The organism is Acidovorax sp. CCYZU-2555 (genome assembly GCF_018413525.1).
Taxonomy (GTDB): Bacteria; Pseudomonadota; Gammaproteobacteria; order Burkholderiales; family Burkholderiaceae_C; genus Comamonas.
In genome coordinates this window covers 1-17,477 of the sequence record NZ_JAHCDD010000021.1, presented here as the reverse complement: position 1 = coordinate 17,477, position 17,477 = coordinate 1, and the positions used below count along the sequence as shown (strand labels likewise).

Sequence of the window (17,477 nt, the reverse complement as noted above, 5' to 3'; positions counted from 1 at the left end):
GTGCGCGGCTGCGCGCCCACGCATTGATTTCCCCGTTCCCGCCGGGTTGGCGCGGGCCCTTTCTTGATAACTTACTAAAGAGACAACCATGCAAAAAATTCGTCAAGTCGGTGCTTTTTCCCTGCTGCTGGGCGCGGCCCTGGGCGCGCAGGCGCAGTCCGGGCCCACGTTGTTCGGCGTCGTCGATACCGGTGTGGTGAGCACGCGCATAGGCGCGACGCGCACCACCTCGATGGACAGCGGCATCATCCTGGGCTCGCGCGTGGGCTTTCGCGGCAATGAAGACCTGGGCGGCGGCACCCAGGCGCTGTACACGCTGGAGATGGGGCTCAACAACGACACGGGCGCGCTGGGCCAGGGCGGCCTGGGCTTCGGGCGCCAGGCGTTCGTCGGCTTCAGCAATCCCCGCTTCGGCCGGCTGACCATGGGCCGCCACTATTCGGTGCTGCACACCACGCTGTCGGCCTATACCGAAGGCGGGCTGATCTGGGGTCATGCGCTCAACTACTTTCGCGACGGCACGGTGCTGCGCCTGGACAACTCGCTGCGCTACGAGTCGCCCGACTTCGCGGGCCTGAGCTTCAAGCTGATGAAGGCGTTTGGCGAGCAGGCCGACTCGACTGGCAATGTCGTCAATCCCTCGTTCGACTACCGCAACGGCAAGCTGAAAATAGGCGCGAGTTTCATGCAGCGCCACAAGACGGCGGCCAACACCGAGCGCTACACCACCCTGGGCGGCAGCTACGATTTCGGGCCGGTCAGCACTTCGCTGGCCTACTACACGCTGCGCGACGACCTGCCCAACGCAACTTCGCTGGCGCGCAACGCCTATGAAATTTCCGCCGCCGTGCCGCTGGGCACCAACGTGCTGTGGCTGGCCTATGGCGAAGCCAAAGGCAAGGCGCGCGCCGACACCGGCGGCAGTTCGCTGAGCCTGCGCTACGACTACGTGCTGAGCAAGCGCACGCGGCTCTATACGGGCTACAGCATCATCCGCAACGACAGGAACGCGGGTTTCACCGTCAACAGCGCGAGCAATGCGGGCCCGGCCGTGGCCGCGGGCAATCGCGTGGCGCAGGCGATCGCGGGCGTGTCGCACAGCTTCTAAGCCGAGAGCGGGCCCGCGCTTTCCGCCGAATGGCACAGCGTGAAGATGCGCGCGAACGGCGCGGCTTCGGCGCCATGGGCCTGGAGCGCCGCGGGCGCGAGCACGCTGGCCAGGCTGGCTTCGAGCGCGCGCTGGTCGTAACCGCAGACCAGATAGATCCAGTCGGCGGCCTGGTCGCCGCCGCGGATTTTCTGCTCCGTGGTGGCCGCGATATCGGGCGTCTGGGTCTGCAGCAGATGCGCGCCCGTGGTGCCGGGGCGCAGCGCAAAGCCTTCGGCCTGAAGCCGCAGATAGTCGCGCAGCGCCTGCGCGCCGCCGCTGGCCGGCGAGCAGCGCACGGTCAGCAGATATCGGCCCATGGCGCTGCCCGCGCTTTCGAGCACATGGCATTGGCTGCGCACCATGTTCCTGTGCTCGGGCATGAGCCGCGACGACCAGGGTGTGGGCTGATTGAGGCGGCTCAGATAGCCTTCGGACACCAGCGTGGCGTAGCGCTCCAGTTCGTACAGGATGAAGAAGCCTTCGCCACCGTCGGCATCGGCCCAGCGCGAGCCGCGCCTGAACCCCGGTATGCCCATGCGTTCCAGAAAATGCTCGTGCGAATGCCAGTCTTCGAACTCCGCGCGCCAGTCTGCGGCCATGTCCCACCACATCGCGATCGCGGCCTTGCCAAGTAGAGCCATGATGGTCTTTCCGTTACGGGCGCGTCACTTCGCGGCGCGCAGGCGCGACAGCTCTGTGTTCACCTGCTGCATCACCGCATCGCCGACTTCCTTGCTGAACTTGTCGACCACGGGCTGCACTTTCTGGCGCAGGCGCGCGACTTCCGCGGCGCTGACTTCGTTGACCTGCATGGACTTTTTCAGTCCGTCGATGGCCTCGGCCTCCTTGATCTGCGAGATCCTGCGCTCCTCAATCTTGGCTTCGTTCGCGGCCTCGGTGATGATCCTGCGCTCGGTGGCCGACATGCTGTCCCAGGTCTTCTTGCTCATCAGCAGCGGCATGCCGGTGTAGATGTGCCGCGTCAGCGACAGATACTTCTGCACTTCGGCGAACTTCGCCGACTCGATCACGCCCACGGGGTTGTCCTGGCCGTCGATGGCCTTGGACTCGAGCGCGCCATAGACTTCGCCGAAGGTCATGGGCACGGGGTTGGCGCCCAGCGTGTTGAACATGTCGAGGTAGAGGGGCGCGGCGATCACGCGCACCTTGAGGCCTTGCAGGTCTTCGACCTTGGCGATGGGGCGCTTGCTGTTGGTCATGTTGCGAAAGCCCAGGTCCCAGATGCCCAGGCCCACCAGACCGAACTTCGACAGGCCGTCGAGCAGCTGCGTGCCCACCGGGCCGTCCGACAGCGCATAGGCTTCCTGCGCGTTGTTGAACAGGAAGGGGAAGTCGAACACCATGAACTGCTTGTCCATGCCCGCGAGCAGGCCGGTGGCCATCGACGTGAAGTCCAGCGTGCCGCCGCGCACCGCCGACAGGTTCTGCGGATCGCCGCCCAGCACTGCATTGGCATAGATCGAGATCTTGATCTTGCCGCCGCTCTTTTGCGCGACCAGGTCGGAGAACTTCTGCGCGCCCTGGCCCAGCGGGTGGTCCTTGGCCAGGCTGAACGCGAATTTGAGATTGCGCTCCTTCACGTCCTGCGCCATGGCCGCAGGCGCTTGCGCCAGCAGCAAGGCACCGGCGGCACCGACGATGGCACGGCGAATCAGGGAGGGGGTGGTCTTCATGTCTCTGCCTTTGCGTTGTAGTGATGAGAAAGGGGGGCGCAGTGAATTCGAAGCCATCATATCCATAAAGTTGAATGACGTTCAAATTTTCAACATCGTTCAAATTTTGAACGGTTATGATGGGCGCAACTTTTGTTGCCAAGGAGAAGTGAAATGAGCGGCGCGATGGAAAAATCGTTGGCCATCCTCGAGTACCTCGTGGGGTACCCGGATGGCGTGGCCTTGGTCAAGATTTCTACCGATCTCAATCAGCTGCGCAGCGGCTGTCACCGCACCCTGCATGAGCTGATCGGCTATGGCTATGTGCGCCAGATGCCGCAAAAAGGCGACTACGCGCTGACCACCAAGCTGTCGTCGATGGGGCTGAGCTTTCTGAGCAAGTCGGGCGTGATCGACATCGCCCAGCCCGTGATCCAGCGCCTGGCGCAGGCCACGGGCGAGCTGGCCCGGCTGGCCATCGTCGACGGCGAACGCCTGACGCTGGTCGCCAAGGCCCAGGGCGCGAAGTCGGGCCTGCTCTATGACCCCGACATGGGCATAGACCTGCAGCTGTCGTGCAGCGCCGCGGGCCATGCCTGGCTCATGACGCTGCCTGAAGACCAGGCGATCGCGCTGGTCAGCCGCCAGGGCCTGGGCAGTCCGAAGCAGTTCGGGCCGAATGCACCCACCTCGATCAAGGCGCTGATGAAGCTGCTCGACGGCCACCGCAAGCGCGGCTACTGTGTGATCCAGGACATGTATGCGGCCGGCATGAGCTCCATGGCCGCGCCTGTGCGCCGTTCGGGCGAGCCCACGACCGGCGTGGTCGTGGTCGCAGGGCCGTCGATGCGGCTCTCGCAGAACGCCATGGCCGAATTCGGCCCGGCGCTGATGGAGGCTGCGGCCGAATTGGCTGTGGCCGGCGACGCCTCGCCGCTGCTCAAGTCGGCCAATGTGGGCACCTGGGGCAATCAGATGGAAAGCCGCGCGTGATTGCGCAGTGAGTCTGCGTGCCTATCCGTGCAGGCCGAGCGTCCGCGCCGCCGCCATCCCGCTTCTGACCGCGCCTTCCAGCGTCGCGGGGTAGGGGCCGTCCACATAGTCGCCGCAGGCCAGCAGGCCGGGTGCGAGCGCCTGGCCCGGGCGCTGCAGTCCGGGCGTGCAGGCGAACGTGGCGCGCTTGTCGATGACCGTGGTCAGCGGCTGCATGCCGTGCCAGCCCAGTTCGCGCGCGGCCTGGGCCAGCACCTGGGCTTCGGTGTCGGCGCGCGCGGCCTCGCTGGCGCTGACCACGAAGGCCATGAGCCCTGCGGGTCCGCCCAGGTGGCCGCGGTCGAACACAAACTGCGCGGGCGCGCCGGCCCCGGGGCGCAGCGCCAGCAGCGGCAGCGCGGCGGGCAGGCGCTGTTCGGGCCGGGCGGTGCGCGCATAGACCGTGGCGATCGCGGTGTGCGCGAGCCCGGCGGCGCTGGCCGACCAGTCGCTGAGGCTGTGCGTCTGGCCCGCGAGGCGCGCGGCTTCGCTGTTGGGCGTGGCCAGCAGAACGGCATCGAAATGTTCGCCATCGACGCACCACGCCTTGCCGTCGGCCTGCAGCGCTTCGACGCGCGCGCCCAGGCGCAGGTCATGGCCGCGCGCCTGCAGCCAGGCCGCGGCAGTAGTGGGAAACAGCTGGCCCAGATCGCAGGTGGGCAGCAGGAAATGCGAGCCGCCGCGGCCGCTGAACAGCGCGTCGCGCAGCACGCGCAGGAACACCGCGCCGCTCGATTGCTTGGGCGGCGTGTTGAGCGCGGAAATGCACAGCGGCTCGATGAACTCGGCCATCAATTTGTCGGGCAGCGACGCGCACAGATCGGCGACGCTGGCATGCTCAGCGCAGCGAAAGCCGCGCAGCCGCCAGCGCGTGGCCCAGGCCAGCAGCGCCAGCCGGTCGCGCCAGCGCCAGCCGCGCGCGCCGAGAATGCCGGCCAGCGCATCGAAGGGCGGCGCCCAGTCGGGAAACGCCAGGCCCGTGCCGTCGGCGTAGCGCAGCGTCATCGGCAGGCGGCGCAGTGCTGCGTTCTCCGTCACGCCGACAGTGCGCATCAGCGCCAGGCAGTCGCTGTAGGCGCCGATCAGGATATGTTGGCCGTTGTCGAGCGTCAGCGGCCCTTCGGGCGTGGCCAGCGTGAGTGCGCGCGCGCGTCCGCCCCATTGGCGCGCGGACTCGAAGACCGTGACCTGGCGGCCCGCCTGGGCCAGCGTCACCGCCGCGGCCATGCCCGCCCAGCCGCCGCCGATGACGGCGACGCGCGCGCTCACATCCGCCCCAGGGCCTGCATCTTCCACGCGAGCCAGAGCTTGCGCAGCGGCGTGAGCTTGATGCGCTGGTGCAGCACCTTGAAGTCTTCGTGCTCGATCTCGCGCAGCAGCGTGCGGTAGATGCTGGCCATCATCAGGCCGGGCTTTTGCGTGCGCCGGTCGGCTTCGGGCAGCATCGCCAGCGCTTCGTCGTAAAGGCGGTGGGCGCGTTCGGCCTGAAAGCGCATCAGCGCCGTGAAGCGCTCCGAATACTGGCGCTTGAGAATTTCGTGGGCCTTGACGTCGAACTGCTGCAGCTCGCTCACCGGCAGGTAGATGCGCCCGCGCAGCGCGTCTTCACCCACGTCGCGAATGATGTTGGTCAGCTGCAGGGCCTGGCCCAGCTTGTGCGCGTAGGCGGTCGTTGCCTCGTCGGTCTGGCCGAAGATGCGCGCCGCGACTTCGCCGACCACGCCAGCCACCAGATGGCAGTAGCGCTGCAGGCCCACATAGTCGAGGTAGCGTGTCTGGTCCAGGTCCATCTGGCAGCCGTCGATCACGGCCAGCAGCTGTGCCTGCGTGATGCCGTATTCGGCGCTGCAGGGCATCAGCGCCTGCATCACGGGGTGCGAAGGCTCGCCCGCATAGGACTTGGCGACTTCGCCGCGCCACCAGGCGAGCTTGGTCGCGGCCACGCCGGGGTCGCTGACTTCGTCCACGACATCATCGATCTCCCGGCAGAACGCATAGAACGCGGTGATGGCCGCGCGCCGCTGCTGGGGCAGGAAAAGAAAGGCGTAATAAAAGCTGCTGCCCGAAGCGGCAGCTTTTTCTTGGACGTACTGGGCCGGATTCATATTGGCGCTGATTCTCCCATGATCCCGGATGGGTCTTTGGCGTGGAGGCCCTTCGATGGGGCTTTGGCGTGCGGGGCCGTCGACAGGCTCAAGACTCGTCGTGCTGTCCGTCAGCCGATGCCTGCGCCGCGGCGCGCAGCTTGTCCTTCTTGCTCGGGCGCTTGCCCTTGATTCCGCCATTGCCATCGGTCGCGCCCGCCACGGGAGCGGGGATTTCCTCGACGGGCTCGAAGCCTTCGACGATTTCACGCGGCAGCGCCAGGTGCTGGCGTTTTTCGATCAGCTGCCAATGGGCATCGCTGGCCGGCGTGACAAAGCTCACGGCCAGGCCGCTTTCGCCCGCGCGGCCCGTGCGGCCTATGCGGTGCACGTAGTCGACGGCCGAACGCGGCAGGTCGTAGTTCACCACGACCGGCAGCTGGGCGATGTCGATGCCGCGCGCCGCGAGGTCGGTGGTCACGACCACCTGCCAGCGCTCGGCCTTGAATTCCTCGAGCACCTGCTGGCGCGCGCCCTGGCTCAGCTCGCCATGGAAAGGCGTGGCGAAGACGCCGTTCTTGTAGAGCTTTTCGGCCACGATGTTGGCCGTGTGCTTGGTGGCGACGAACACCAGCACGCGCGTCCAGGCCGGGTCCTTGAGCATCTGGCGCAGCAGTTGCGTGCGCCGGCTGGTGTCGACGGCGATGGCGCGCTGCTCGATGATGGCCTGGCTTTCGCTGGCGTCGGTGGCGATGTCCACGCGCAGCGGATCGCGCAGCAGGCTTTGCGCCAGCGCCTGCACTTCTTGCGGGAACGTGGCGGAAAAGAACAGCGTCTGGCGCTGCTTGGGCAGAAGGGCCAGCGTGCGCTGCAGTTCGTCGGCAAAGCCCAGGTCGAGCAGGCGGTCGGCCTCATCGAGCACCAGCAGCTGCACCTGCGACAGGCGCAGCGCGCGCTGCTCGACCAGATCCAGCAGGCGGCCGGGCGTGGCCACGACGATGTCGGCACCGCCGCGCAGCGCCATCATCTGCGGGTTGATCGACACGCCGCCGAACACCACGGCGATCTTCGGCGGCTGGGACAGGTTCTGCCCCAGGCTGCGCAGCACTTCACCGACCTGGGCCGCGAGTTCGCGCGTGGGCACGACGACCAACGTGTGCACGCTGCGCGCGCCTCCGGTGGGCTGGGCCAGCGTCAGGTTCTGGTGCTGCAGCAGCGCGGGCAGCGCGAACGCCGCGGTCTTGCCCGAGCCGGTGCGCGCCGAAGCCCAGACATCGCGGCCTTGCACGATGGCGGGAATGGCCTGCGACTGGATGGGCGTGGGTTGGTCAAACCCCAGTTCACTGGCGGCGCGGGCGAGGGCCGGGGAAAGGCCGAGGGAAGAAAAAGGCATGTATTGGCAAAGAAAGTGGTGGGCGCAAGAGCCGGGCGCAAAGGCCGGACGCACGCAGGCGCAGGCCAGCGCCTGTAATAGGGGGATTGTGCGCCAGCCACGCCAAAACGCCCCGGCCCAGGGCCTTTGCGCGCGGGTGCTACATGCGCAGGCAGCGCCCCAGCATGCGCAGCCAGTCGGCCTTGCCCAGCTTGGGCCGGGTGTGCAGGCTCGCGCCTTGCAACGCATCGACCTTGTCGAGAATGCGCAGCCCGCCTTGCACCACCAGGCGCAGCTCCCAGCCCGCGCGCCCGGGCAGGCGGTGCACCAGCGGCAGGCCCTGGAGCATGCACTCACGCGCCCAGCGCGCGTTGTCGACAACCAGTTGGCGGTTGGCGGGCGTGCTGGCCAGCGCGGCGAGTTCGGCGCGGCCCACGCCATGGCGCACGCAATCGGCGTCGCTGAGGTAATGGCGGCCGCGCGGAATGTCCACGCTCAGGTCCTGCCAGAAGTTGATCAGCTGCAGCGCGCTGCAGATCGCATCGCTTTGCGCCAATGCCGTTTCATCGTGCACGCCGTAAAGGTGCAGCAGCAGCCGGCCCACGGGGTTGGCCGAGCGCCGGCAATAGTCGAGCAGTTCGGCGCGGTCGGCATAGGTGGCGCCGGCCGCGGTCTTGTGGATGTCCTGGGAAAAGGCGCTGAGCAGATCGGCGAGCAGCGGCACGGGCAGGCCGTGCTGGCGTATCGCGTGTTGCAGCGGCCCGAACACCGTGGCCCAGCGCGCGCCTGGCGCCTGGCCCGCGGCAATGGCCAGCAGTTCGTCGCGGTAGGCATCGAGTTCGGCCAGGCGTTCGGCCGGCGTCGCATCGCCTTCATCGGCGATGTCGTCGGCGGTGCGCGCAAAACCGTAGATGGCCGCGATGGGCTGGCGCAGGTGCGGCGGGCACAGCAGCGAGGCCACGGGGAAATTCTCGTAGTGCGTGACAGGGGCAGCGAGAGTCGGAGCGGGGGAGGATGGCTGGGCGGCAGGTTTCACGCCTTCATTGTCGCTTGACAAGTGCGCGCGGCTTTCGATAATTACTAACCGTTGAGTCATTAGTGACCATTCCCACAGAAAAGAGAAGGCAAGCAGACCTTCGTCGTTTTATCGTGTTGTGGGCCGTTGCCCCCTTTGGCGACGATTACCCGGTGGCGGCGCGCTGATGGCGCGGCGCCCGTTTTTTTGAGCACCGCATGCCGTCCTTGATCCTTTCCCGCCCCCATGGGGTGCTTTCCGCTGTGGTGCTTGCCTGTGCGCTTGCCGCCTGTTCCCGCCCCGAACCTGCGCCCGAGCCCGTGCGCGCGGTCAAGCTGCTTGAAGTCGGCGTCGGCGCGTTCGATGCGCAGATTGAATACGCGGGCGAAGTGCGCGCGCGCATCGAATCGCGGCTGGGCTTTCGCGTGCCGGGCAAGCTGGTGTCGCGCCAGGTCGAGCTGGGCCAGCAAGTGAAGGCCGGTCAGCTGTTGGCGCAACTCGATGCGCAGGACTACCGGCTTGCGGCCGACGCCGGGCGTGCTCAGGTGAGCGCGGCGACGACGCAGCGCGATCTGGCCGCGGCCGACGTGCAGCGCTATCGCACGCTCAAGGCGCAGAACTTCATCAGCGGCGCCGAGCTCGAGCGCCGCGAAGCCACGCTCAAGTCGGCCCAGGCCAGCCTGGACCAGGCGCGTGCGCAGGCCGCGGGCCAGTCGCTGCAGACCGATTACACGCGCCTCGTCGCCGATGTCGCGGGCGTGGTCACGGGCATAGATGCCGAGCCCGGCCAGGTGGTTTCCGCGGGCAGCCCCGTGGTGCGCATCGCCCAGGACGGCGAGCGCGACGTGGTGTTCTCCGTGCCCGAAGACAAGATCGCGCGCGTGCGCGCCGGCCAGGCGGTGGCGGTGCGCCTGTGGGCCAGCGACCAGCGCTACAGCGGCCGGGTGCGCGAAGTCGCGGCCAGCGCCGATGCCGTGACGCGCACCTATCTCGTCAAGGTGGCGCTGGAGCGCGTGGCCGGCCAGGCCTTGCCCGCGCTGGGCGCCACGGTGCATGCGCGGCCCGAAGGAATGGGTGCGACTGGCCAGCCCGTGATCAAGCTGCCGACCACGGCGCTGCACCAGGAAAACGGCGGCTCGGCCGTGTGGGTGTTCGACGCCGCGTCGAGCACCGTGCGTTCCCAGCCCGTGGTGGTGGCCACGGCCGATGGCAACGAGATCGTGATCGCGCAAGGCCTGACGCCGGGCATGCGCATTGTCGCGACCGGCGGCCATGTGCTCGCGCCGGGCCAGAAGGTGACGGTGTACCAGAGCCCCGTGGAAGCCGCGCGCGCCGCGTCGGCCGCCAAGGTGCCGCCCGCTGCCGCGGCTGCCGCCGCACAGCCCGTTCCCGCCACCCGCTGAGTCCGCCATGAATCCACAGCAGCCCAAACAAGGCTTCAATCTCTCGCGCTGGGCGCTCGAGCATGTGGCGCTCACGCGTTACCTGCTGGTGTCCATCGTGCTGCTGGGCTTTGCCGCCTATTTCCAGCTCGGCCAGGACGAAGATCCGCCGTTCACTTTCCGCGCCATGGTGGTGCGCACCTACTGGCCCGGCGCCACGGCCCAGCAGGTCGCCGAGCAGGTGACCGACAAGCTCGAGCGCACCTTGCAGGAGGTGCCCTATGCCGACAAGATCCGCAGCTATTCGAAGCCCGGCGAGTCGCAGATCATCTTCCAGCTGAAAGACAACTCCAAGCCTTCGGACGTCTCCAACCTCTGGTACACGGTGCGCAAGAAGATAGGCGACATCCGCTACACGCTGCCGCAAGGCGTGCAGGGGCCGTTCTTCAACGACGACTTCGGCGATGTCTACGGCGTGATCTATGCGCTGCAGGGCGAAGGTTTCACTTACGCGGAACTCAAGAACGTCGCCGACGACGTGCGCCAGCAGCTGCTGCGCGTGGCCGATGTCGCCAAGGTCGAGATGTTCGGCGTGCAGGACGAGAAGCTCTACATCGAGCTGTCGCAGCTGCGCCTGTCGCAGCTGGGCCTCGACATGAACCAGGTGCTGGCCCAGCTCGATCAGCAGAACGCGCTGCAGAGCGCAGGCGTGGTCCAGGCCGGGGCCGAGCAGGTGCAGGTGCGCGTCGCCGGCCAGTTCAATGCGGTCGAAGACCTGCGCGCCATGCCGATTCGCGGCGCTTCGGGCGCGCAGCTGCGCCTGGGCGACATCGCCGAAATCCGCCGTGGTTATGTCGACCCGCCGACGGTGAAGGTGCGCCATCAGGGCCAGGACTCGATCGCGCTGGGCGTGGCCATGACCAAGGGCGGAGACATCATCCGCCTGGGCAAGGCCTTGCATGCGGCCAGCGAGCGCATGGCCCATGAGCTGCCCGCGGGCATGCAGCTGGTCAATGTGCAGGACCAGCCGCGCGCCGTGTCGAGCTCGGTCAACGAATTCATTGCGGTGCTGATCGAGGCCGTGGCCGTGGTGCTGGCCGTGAGCTTCATCAGCCTGGGCCTGCACAAGCGCCCCGGCGAGCAGCGCTGGTGGCGGCGCTGGTACATCGATCCGCGCCCGGGCCTGGTCGTGGGCATCACCATTCCGCTGGTGCTGGCCGCGACCTTCCTGGCCATGTGGTACTGGGGCATTGGCTTGCACAAGATCTCGCTGGGCTCGCTGATCATCGCGTTGGGCCTGCTGGTCGACGACGCCATCATTGCCGTCGAAATGATGGTGCGCAAGATGGAGGAGGGCTACGACAAGCTGCGCGCGGCGACCTTCGCCTACGAGATCACGGCCATGCCCATGCTGACCGGCACGCTGATCACGGCTGCGGGCTTTCTGCCCATCGGCCTGGCCAAGTCGATGACCGGTGAGTACACCTTCGCGATCTTTGCGGTGACCGTGGTGGCGCTGGTGCTGAGCTGGCTGGCCTCGGTGTACTTCGTGCCTTACCTGGGCATGTTGCTGCTCAAGCGTCCGCCGCATGCGCCCGAGGCGCCTTCCGAAGAAGCGCTGGCCGAAGCGCCGCCCGAAACGCTGGCGGCCGTGGCCCTGGGCGCGACGCCGCCAGCGAGCCAGCATGAAGTCTTCGACAGCCCGTTCTACAACCGCTTCCGGCGCACCGTCGACTGGTGCGTGGAGCACCGCTGGATCACCATAGGCGCGACCGTGCTGGTGTTCGCGCTGGGCCTGTTCGGCATGACGCGCGTGCAGCAGCAGTTCTTCCCCGACTCGACCCGGCTCGAGATCATGGTCGACCTGTGGTTCCCCGAAGGCACCTCGTTCATTGCCAACGAGCAGACCACCAAGGACGTCGAAAAGCGCCTGCTCGCGCAGGACGGCGTGGAGACCGTGAGCACCTGGTTCGGCTCGGGCGTGCCGCGCTTCTATCTGCCGCTGGACCAGGTCTTTCCGCAGACCAACGTCTCGCAATTCATCGTCGTCGCCAAGACGCTGGCGGAGCGTGAACGGCTGCGCCTGCAACTGCCCGGCATGCTGGCGCAGGACTATCCGCAGGCGCGCGGCCGCGTGACGCTGCTGTCTTCGGGGCCGCCCGTGCCGTATCCCGTGCAGTTTCGCGTGAAGGGCCCCGACCCGACCACGCTGCGCGTGCGCGCCGATGAAGTCAAGCAGCTGCTGCGCGACAACGCCGACATGCGCGGCGTCAACGACAACTGGAACGAATCGGTCAAGGCCTTGCGCCTCGAAGTCGACCAGGACAAGGCGCGCGCGCTGGGCGTGAGCAGCCAGTCGATCGCCCAGGCGGCCAACGTGATGCTCACGGGCGCCACGGTCGGCCAGTACCGCGAAGGCGACAAGCTGATCGACATCGTGCTGCGTCCGCCGCTCGACGAGCGCGATGCGATCACCGACATCGGCAACGCCTACCTGCCCACGAGTTCGGGCAAGTCGATTCCGCTGACCCAGATCGCCAAGCCCGTCATGGCCTGGGAGCCCGGCGTGCTGTGGCGCGAAGGCCGCAGCTATGCGATCACCGTGCAGGGCGACGTGCGCGAGGGCCTGCAGGGCGCGACCGTGACCCAGGCGCTGCTGCCCGCGCTGCGCGAAGTCGAAAAGCGTTGGCACGCCGAAGGCGCGAACGCCTATCACATCGAAGTCGCGGGCGCGGTCGAGGAAAGCTCCAAAGGCTCGTCTTCCATCGCCGCCGGCGTGCCCGTCATGCTGTTCCTCACGTTCACGCTGCTGATGCTGCAGCTGCACAGCTTCAGCCGCGCGCTGCTGGTGTTCCTCACCGGACCCATGGGCATTGCCGGCGTGGCGGCGGCGCTGCTGCTGCTCAACCGGCCGTTCGGCTTTGTCGCGCTGCTGGGCGTGATCGCGCTGATGGGCATGATCCAGCGCAACTCGGTGATCCTGATCGACCAGATCGAAGTCGACCGCGCGCGCGGCATGCCGGCCTGGGACGCCATCATCGAAGCCACCGTGGGCCGCCTGCGGCCCATCGTGCTCACCGCCGCGGCCGCCGTGCTGGCCATGATTCCGCTGTCGCGCAGCGTGTTCTGGGGCCCCATGGCCGTGGCCATCATGGGCGGCCTGGTGGTTGCGACGGTGCTGACGCTGCTGGCGCTGCCGGCCATGTACGCTGCGTTCTTCCGCGTGCGCCGGCCCGAGCCAGCGGCCTAAAAACTTGCAAGGGATTGGAAAAAACGCAGAATCCAGCAGGTAAAATAGACGGTTGACCTAGGGTCTGGCGCTGCGCCAACCCACAAACCGCGCGGGTGGCGAAATTGGTAGACGCACCAGGTTTAGGTCCTGACGGTGGCAACACTGTGCGGGTTCGAGTCCCGCCCCGCGCACCAGAACAGAAACGATGCCCACGCTTGCCGCGTCGCGCATTTTCAGAAAAGGCCGCTTCCTTCAGGGATGCGGCCTTTTTTTTAATCGGGATCGACCACCAGCGCGGGATCGACCGCGCGGATTCTTTGCTCGACGTAATAGCCGCCATATTCGGTATAGCGCAGAAACACCCGCGCGCAGGACTTGCAGGCCCAGACATCGCAGCGGTTGTAGGGGTGGTAGCTGGCGGCAATCGGTGCATCGGCCGACCAGTAATTGGTGCGCGCCGGGTGAAATTCGTCCAGTGTGGGCTCGGGCGTGCCGCCGTCGGCGTCGGTTTGGCGCAGCGTGCCCACGGGGGCGAGGCTGGCTTCGTCGAAAGTCGAGGGCAGGGCTTCCCAGCCTGGGCGGCGCAATGCGTGGCACGCGTCGCATTCTGCTTCGGAGCCGGCGCGCGCGGCTTCTCGCAGGGTGTGTGGGGTCCAGTGCGAAATACCTTGTGTGTTCATGCACCTACCTTAGCGCACGGAAGCAGGGGTTGGCACCGAGATCGCGGCGGGCATGTGCGCGGTCGGCGTTTTTTTGTTTCGGGCGCAGGCCTTTGAACGCAGCCCTTCGCGCTTGCCGCAGACGGGGCTCGGAGAGCGTTCAGCAGGTCTTGCATGGCCGGGTGTTCGGCTGTTGCAGCGTGTCATTCCATCGCGCGCTTTTGTCGCTTACCATCGCTTCTACGAGTCTTATTTCGAGACACCATCGGGAGTATTTATGTCCAAAGAACAGCGCAACGAGAAGATGTCCAAGAAACCCAAGAAGGACACTTCGGCTCCTAAAACCGGCAGTCCTTCCGATCGCCCTATGCCGCCCGTCACTTCGGTGATCCCACGCGGCAAGGAAAAGAACAAGTAAGCAGCGGGCCGCCCCGGCATGCCCTTGCGGGCGTTGCCTCGGCCTGGTCCCGACGCTGCTGGCCACCGCTGCCAGCCGCGTGCATTGCGACGCTGCGCGCGCAATGCTGTCTTTTCGCGCTGTGCGCCCGCCATCTATGCCGCGTCACCTCCATGACGCCGGGCATGGCCTTGTTGCCGGTCCCTCCATTTTGTCGAGACGCCATTGGGCTGCCGGCCTGGTTGCTGGCGCTGTCTGAAAAGCTCAACACCTTTGGCAGACCGCATTACCTGCGTACTCCTGGTTATTTGATTTGTATTTCTGCTTCCTATACTGGTATTTAGTGAGTTCTCGGTATTTTCCCTGCCAGAATTTTGCGGGCATCAACTTTGATTTAATCTGCCATTTGCTGGAGCGCTTGTCTGGCAAGAAAGTAGGTGCTTGACGACATAATAAAAATGAAGCGGTTTATAGAATTTAACCGTGCAGATCGTTCTTTGCACTCAACTTTCAAGGAGATGAAAATGGCTGTCAATAACCCTCATGGACATAATCAATATACCGACAAGAAGAAGACGGAGAGTGCGGATGCCAACAGCAAGCGCACCACGCCGGGCAGCACGAGCGGAACGCGCGGCGGCACCAGCGAACAGCATGCCGAAGCTGGACGCCAGAGTCACAAGAACGACGACAAGTCTTCTTCGCAGTCCGGTCGCCAGAGCTAGAGCGGCGGCGGGAGCAAGACCTCGAATTCAACCGGATCATTCGTGAAGGTTGAATTTTCTTTTTGACGGTGAAATGAACTTTTGGAGATATTCAAATGGTTTCACGTAGCTATGAGGAAAGTGATTATCGGCGAGGGCCGCCGAATGTGCGCAGTGAATCCAGTCACTCGGGTCGTGGCGGTCGCGATGACGGCGATTATTCCTACCCGCCGCCAATTTACGGCCGTGAAAATGCCGGCCAGGATGAGCGTTATCCCCAGCGCAGTGATTATGGTTATCGCGATGCAGATCCTGCGTCCAGGGGTGGTGGCAACGAGTACTACCGCGGCTATGAGGGCCGCGGCGGCTATGGCGGTGGCGAGCAGGGCTATGACCCCGGGCGCCATGCCGGCCCTGGGCCGCTGCGGCGTGGCCCTGAGCCCTATGACGATCCGCAGGCCTACCGTCAGCGCAGTTCTGCTGGTGGATATGGCACGCGCGGTGATTCCGGTCCTGACGACCCCGGTCGCTACGCCGCGCAAGACCGCGGCGGGCGCGAGAAGTCACGCCAATTCGATGCTGATTACCACCAATGGCGCGACGAGCAGCTGAGCGCGCTGGATGACGACTACCGCGCCTGGCGCGGCGAGCGCTACCAGAAGTTCGCGGACGAATTCAGTCAGTGGAGGTCGGGGCGTTCTCGTCCCGAGGAGGAGAGCCGAGGCAAGGGCGGAGACAAGGAGAATTCCGGCAAGAGCAAGTGAGCAACAGGGGATTGTTCAAATGCCTGGGCAATGGTGGTTGCCTGGGCATTTTTTGTCACGGCAAAAGTGCGGTGACCGAGCGCAAACGAAAAAAGGACTTGGCAAAGCCAAGTCCTTTTTTGGAATAAATGGTCGGCGAGAAAGGATTCGAACCTTCGACCCCTTGCACCCCATGCAAGTGCGCTACCAGGCTGCGCTACACGCCGACGAAGATGCTATTGTATGTCAAACATACCGGGGCTTTTGGCAAATCGGCGCTTTTTTCCAAAACAGGCTTGGAGCGGCGCCGGGCGGCAGGGTTAAAGCCGCGGACTCTGGCGCCGTACAAGGGGGGAGGGCGCTGCGCGAAATCGCGCCGCAGCCTGCGCCGCGCGCCGCGCTTCTCACCGCGCGCAGGGTTTCCCTTGGTGGCCTGTCGTCTGGGAGGTTTATCGGCTCGCTATAATTGCAGATTCGATTTTTAGTGCGCGAAGCGCTTTCATCCTTGTGGACTGAACGCCCGCTGCCTAAGCTATTGATTTTCTTGGTGTGCGGAAGTCTCCGCGCACCATCCATGTGAGACTTTGCGGAACACGGTGCAGGCTGCACTGCAGCCGGCACGGTCCACATATCCCTGATTAGGAAGAACCATGGCCGTTACTGTTGAAACCCTCGAAAAGCTCGAGCGCAAGATCACGCTGAGCTTGCCTTTGTCCGCAATCCAGTCCGAAGTCGATGCGCGTCTGAAGCGCGTTGCCCGCACGGTCAAGATGGACGGCTTCCGTCCCGGCAAGGTTCCCATGAACGTCGTGGCACAGCGCTATGGCTACTCGCTGCAGTACGAAGTGCTGAACGACAAGGTCGGCGAAGCTTTCGCCCAGGCCGTGAGCGAAGCCAAGCTGCGCGTGGCCGGCCAGCCCCGTATCACTGAAAAAGAAGGCGCACCCGAAGGCGAAGCGCAATTCGACGCCGTGTTCGAAGTGCTGCCCGAAGTCAAGATCGAAGATCTGACCACCGCCGAAGTCGACAAGCTGTCGGCTGAAGTCGACGACGCCGCCATCGACAAGACCATCGACATCCTGCGCAAGCAGCGTCGTACGTTCGCCCAGCGCGCACAAGACGAAGCGGCTGCCGACGGCGACCGCGTGACCGTGGACTTCGAAGGCAAGATCGACGGCGAAACTTTCGCCGGCGGCAAGGCTGAAGACTTCCAGTTCCTGGTCGGCGAAGGCCAGATGCTCAAGGAATTCGAAGACGCAGTGCGCGGCATGAAGACCGGCGAAAGCAAGACTTTCCCCCTGGCCTTCCCCGAGGACTACCACGGCAAGGACGTCGCCGGCAAGACCGCTGACTTCCTCGTGACCCTCAAGAAGGTCGAAGCCGCGAACCTGCCCGAAGTCAACGAAGCCCTGGCCAAGTCCCTGGGCATCGCCGACGGCACCGTCGACGGTCTGCGCGCCGACATCAAGAAGAACCTCGAGCGCGAAGTCAAGTTCCGCCTGCAGGCTCGCAACAAACAAGCCGTGATGGATGCACTGGTCGCCAAGGCAGAACTCGATCTGCCCAACGCCAGCGTGCAAGCTGAAGTCGCTCGTCTGCTCGAAGGCGCACGCGCCGAACTCAAGCAGCGCGGCATCAAGGACGCCGACAAGGCCGAAATCCCTGAAGACGTGTTCCGTCCCCAAGCCGAGCGCCGCGTGCGCCTGGGCCTGGTGGTCGCCGAACTGGTGCGCGCCAACGAACTGCACGCCACGCCGGAGCAACTCAAGGCCCACGTCGAAGAGCTGTCCGCCAGCTACGAGAAGCCCGAAGAAGTCGTGCGCTGGTACTTTGGCGATCGCCAACGTCTGGCCGAAGTCGAAGCCGTTGTCGTTGAAAACAACGTGACCGAGTTCGTTCTGGGCAAGGCCAAGATCAGCGACAAGTCGGTGTCGTTCGACGAACTGATGGGTCAAGCGTAAGCCAGGTGCCCTGTTTCCCATGAAAGCTTCGAGCTTCTTGGGAAAACCCCGGGAAAGCTCTGCATGAATCGAG

At 65.5% G+C, this 17,477-nt stretch carries 15 protein-coding genes and 2 tRNA genes; 9 read left to right on the top strand and 8 right to left on the bottom strand.

The window, feature by feature from the left end; translation table 11 throughout:
- Positions 1-88: 88 nt before the first annotated feature.
- Positions 89-1,108: a porin gene (locus KHY18_RS09645; protein WP_213298597.1), complete on the top strand. Its 1,020-nt coding sequence runs from the start codon at positions 89-91 to the stop codon at positions 1,106-1,108.
- Here KHY18_RS09645 and KHY18_RS09640 read toward each other — a convergent pair.
- Together KHY18_RS09640 and KHY18_RS09635 are read right to left on the bottom strand one after the other, a co-directional pair.
- Positions 1,105-1,791: a hypothetical protein gene (locus KHY18_RS09640; RefSeq protein ID WP_213298594.1), complete on the bottom strand. Its 687-nt coding sequence runs from the start codon at positions 1,789-1,791 to the stop codon at positions 1,105-1,107. The genes KHY18_RS09645 and KHY18_RS09640 overlap by 4 nt on opposite strands.
- Before the next feature lie 24 nt (positions 1,792-1,815).
- A complete protein-coding gene (locus KHY18_RS09635; RefSeq protein WP_213298591.1) occupies positions 1,816-2,844 on the bottom strand; it encodes a TRAP transporter substrate-binding protein in 1,029 nt (342 codons plus the stop codon).
- A gap of 153 nt (positions 2,845-2,997) precedes the next feature.
- Here KHY18_RS09635 and KHY18_RS09630 point away from each other — a divergent pair, with 153 nt between their 5' ends.
- The gene (locus tag KHY18_RS09630; protein WP_213298588.1) at positions 2,998-3,816 is read left to right on the top strand and encodes an IclR family transcriptional regulator; all 819 of its coding nucleotides are present in this window, start codon (positions 2,998-3,000) and stop codon (positions 3,814-3,816) included.
- A 21-nt stretch (positions 3,817-3,837) separates the two neighbouring features.
- Here the strand turns inward: KHY18_RS09630 and hpnE are convergent, their stop codons facing one another.
- The 4 genes from hpnE to hpnC all read right to left on the bottom strand — a co-directional run bounded on the left by hpnE (position 3,838) and on the right by hpnC (position 8,407).
- Positions 3,838-5,124 carry a hydroxysqualene dehydroxylase HpnE gene (gene hpnE / locus KHY18_RS09625; protein WP_349630267.1) on the bottom strand — a complete coding sequence of 429 codons (1,287 nt, stop codon included), beginning with the start codon at positions 5,122-5,124 and terminating at the stop codon, positions 3,838-3,840.
- Positions 5,121-5,960, bottom strand: coding sequence for a presqualene diphosphate synthase HpnD (gene hpnD / locus KHY18_RS09620; protein WP_213298585.1), 840 nt, complete (start codon positions 5,958-5,960; stop codon positions 5,121-5,123). Before hpnD ends, hpnE begins: the two co-directional genes overlap by 4 nt.
- A gap of 88 nt (positions 5,961-6,048) precedes the next feature.
- On the bottom strand, positions 6,049-7,332 hold the full coding sequence (locus KHY18_RS09615) for a DEAD/DEAH box helicase (RefSeq protein WP_213298582.1): 1,284 nt from the start codon (positions 7,330-7,332) through the stop codon (positions 6,049-6,051).
- A 139-nt stretch (positions 7,333-7,471) separates the two neighbouring features.
- Complete coding sequence (gene hpnC, locus KHY18_RS09610) at positions 7,472-8,407, bottom strand: squalene synthase HpnC (RefSeq protein ID WP_213298579.1); 936 nt, start codon at positions 8,405-8,407, stop codon at positions 7,472-7,474.
- Positions 8,408-8,544: 137 nt separating this feature from the next.
- Here hpnC and KHY18_RS09605 point away from each other — a divergent pair, with 137 nt between their 5' ends.
- From KHY18_RS09605 to KHY18_RS09595, 3 genes are all read left to right on the top strand, one after another.
- On the top strand, positions 8,545-9,729 hold the full coding sequence (locus KHY18_RS09605; protein WP_213298575.1) for an efflux RND transporter periplasmic adaptor subunit: 1,185 nt from the start codon (positions 8,545-8,547) through the stop codon (positions 9,727-9,729).
- A gap of 7 nt (positions 9,730-9,736) precedes the next feature.
- Positions 9,737-12,958, top strand: coding sequence for an efflux RND transporter permease subunit (locus tag KHY18_RS09600; RefSeq protein ID WP_213298572.1), 3,222 nt, complete (start codon positions 9,737-9,739; stop codon positions 12,956-12,958).
- Between the two features lie 89 nt (positions 12,959-13,047).
- Positions 13,048-13,134, top strand: a tRNA-Leu gene (locus KHY18_RS09595).
- A gap of 78 nt (positions 13,135-13,212) precedes the next feature.
- Here the strand turns inward: KHY18_RS09595 and KHY18_RS09590 are convergent.
- Positions 13,213-13,620: a hypothetical protein gene (locus tag KHY18_RS09590; RefSeq protein ID WP_213298570.1), complete on the bottom strand. Its 408-nt coding sequence runs from the start codon at positions 13,618-13,620 to the stop codon at positions 13,213-13,215.
- A gap of 256 nt (positions 13,621-13,876) precedes the next feature.
- Here KHY18_RS09590 and KHY18_RS09585 point away from each other — a divergent pair, with 256 nt between their 5' ends.
- The 3 genes from KHY18_RS09585 (at position 13,877) to KHY18_RS09575 (ending at position 15,464) form a co-directional block, all read left to right on the top strand.
- A complete protein-coding gene (locus KHY18_RS09585; protein ID WP_213298567.1) occupies positions 13,877-14,017 on the top strand; it encodes a hypothetical protein in 141 nt (46 codons plus the stop codon).
- A 503-nt stretch (positions 14,018-14,520) separates the two neighbouring features.
- Positions 14,521-14,721 (top strand): hypothetical protein, encoded by a 201-nt coding sequence (locus tag KHY18_RS09580; RefSeq protein WP_213298749.1) that lies wholly within the window; start codon positions 14,521-14,523, stop codon positions 14,719-14,721.
- A gap of 95 nt (positions 14,722-14,816) precedes the next feature.
- Positions 14,817-15,464, top strand: a complete 648-nt coding sequence (locus KHY18_RS09575) for a hypothetical protein (RefSeq protein ID WP_213298566.1) — start codon at positions 14,817-14,819, stop codon at positions 15,462-15,464.
- 129 nt (positions 15,465-15,593) lie between these two features.
- Here KHY18_RS09575 and KHY18_RS09570 read toward each other — a convergent pair.
- A tRNA-Pro gene (locus tag KHY18_RS09570) sits at positions 15,594-15,670 on the bottom strand.
- A gap of 423 nt (positions 15,671-16,093) precedes the next feature.
- Between KHY18_RS09570 and tig the strand changes: the two genes are divergently transcribed.
- Positions 16,094-17,404: a trigger factor gene (gene tig / locus KHY18_RS09565; protein ID WP_213298563.1), complete on the top strand. Its 1,311-nt coding sequence runs from the start codon at positions 16,094-16,096 to the stop codon at positions 17,402-17,404.
- The last annotated feature ends 73 nt before the right edge of the window (positions 17,405-17,477 follow it).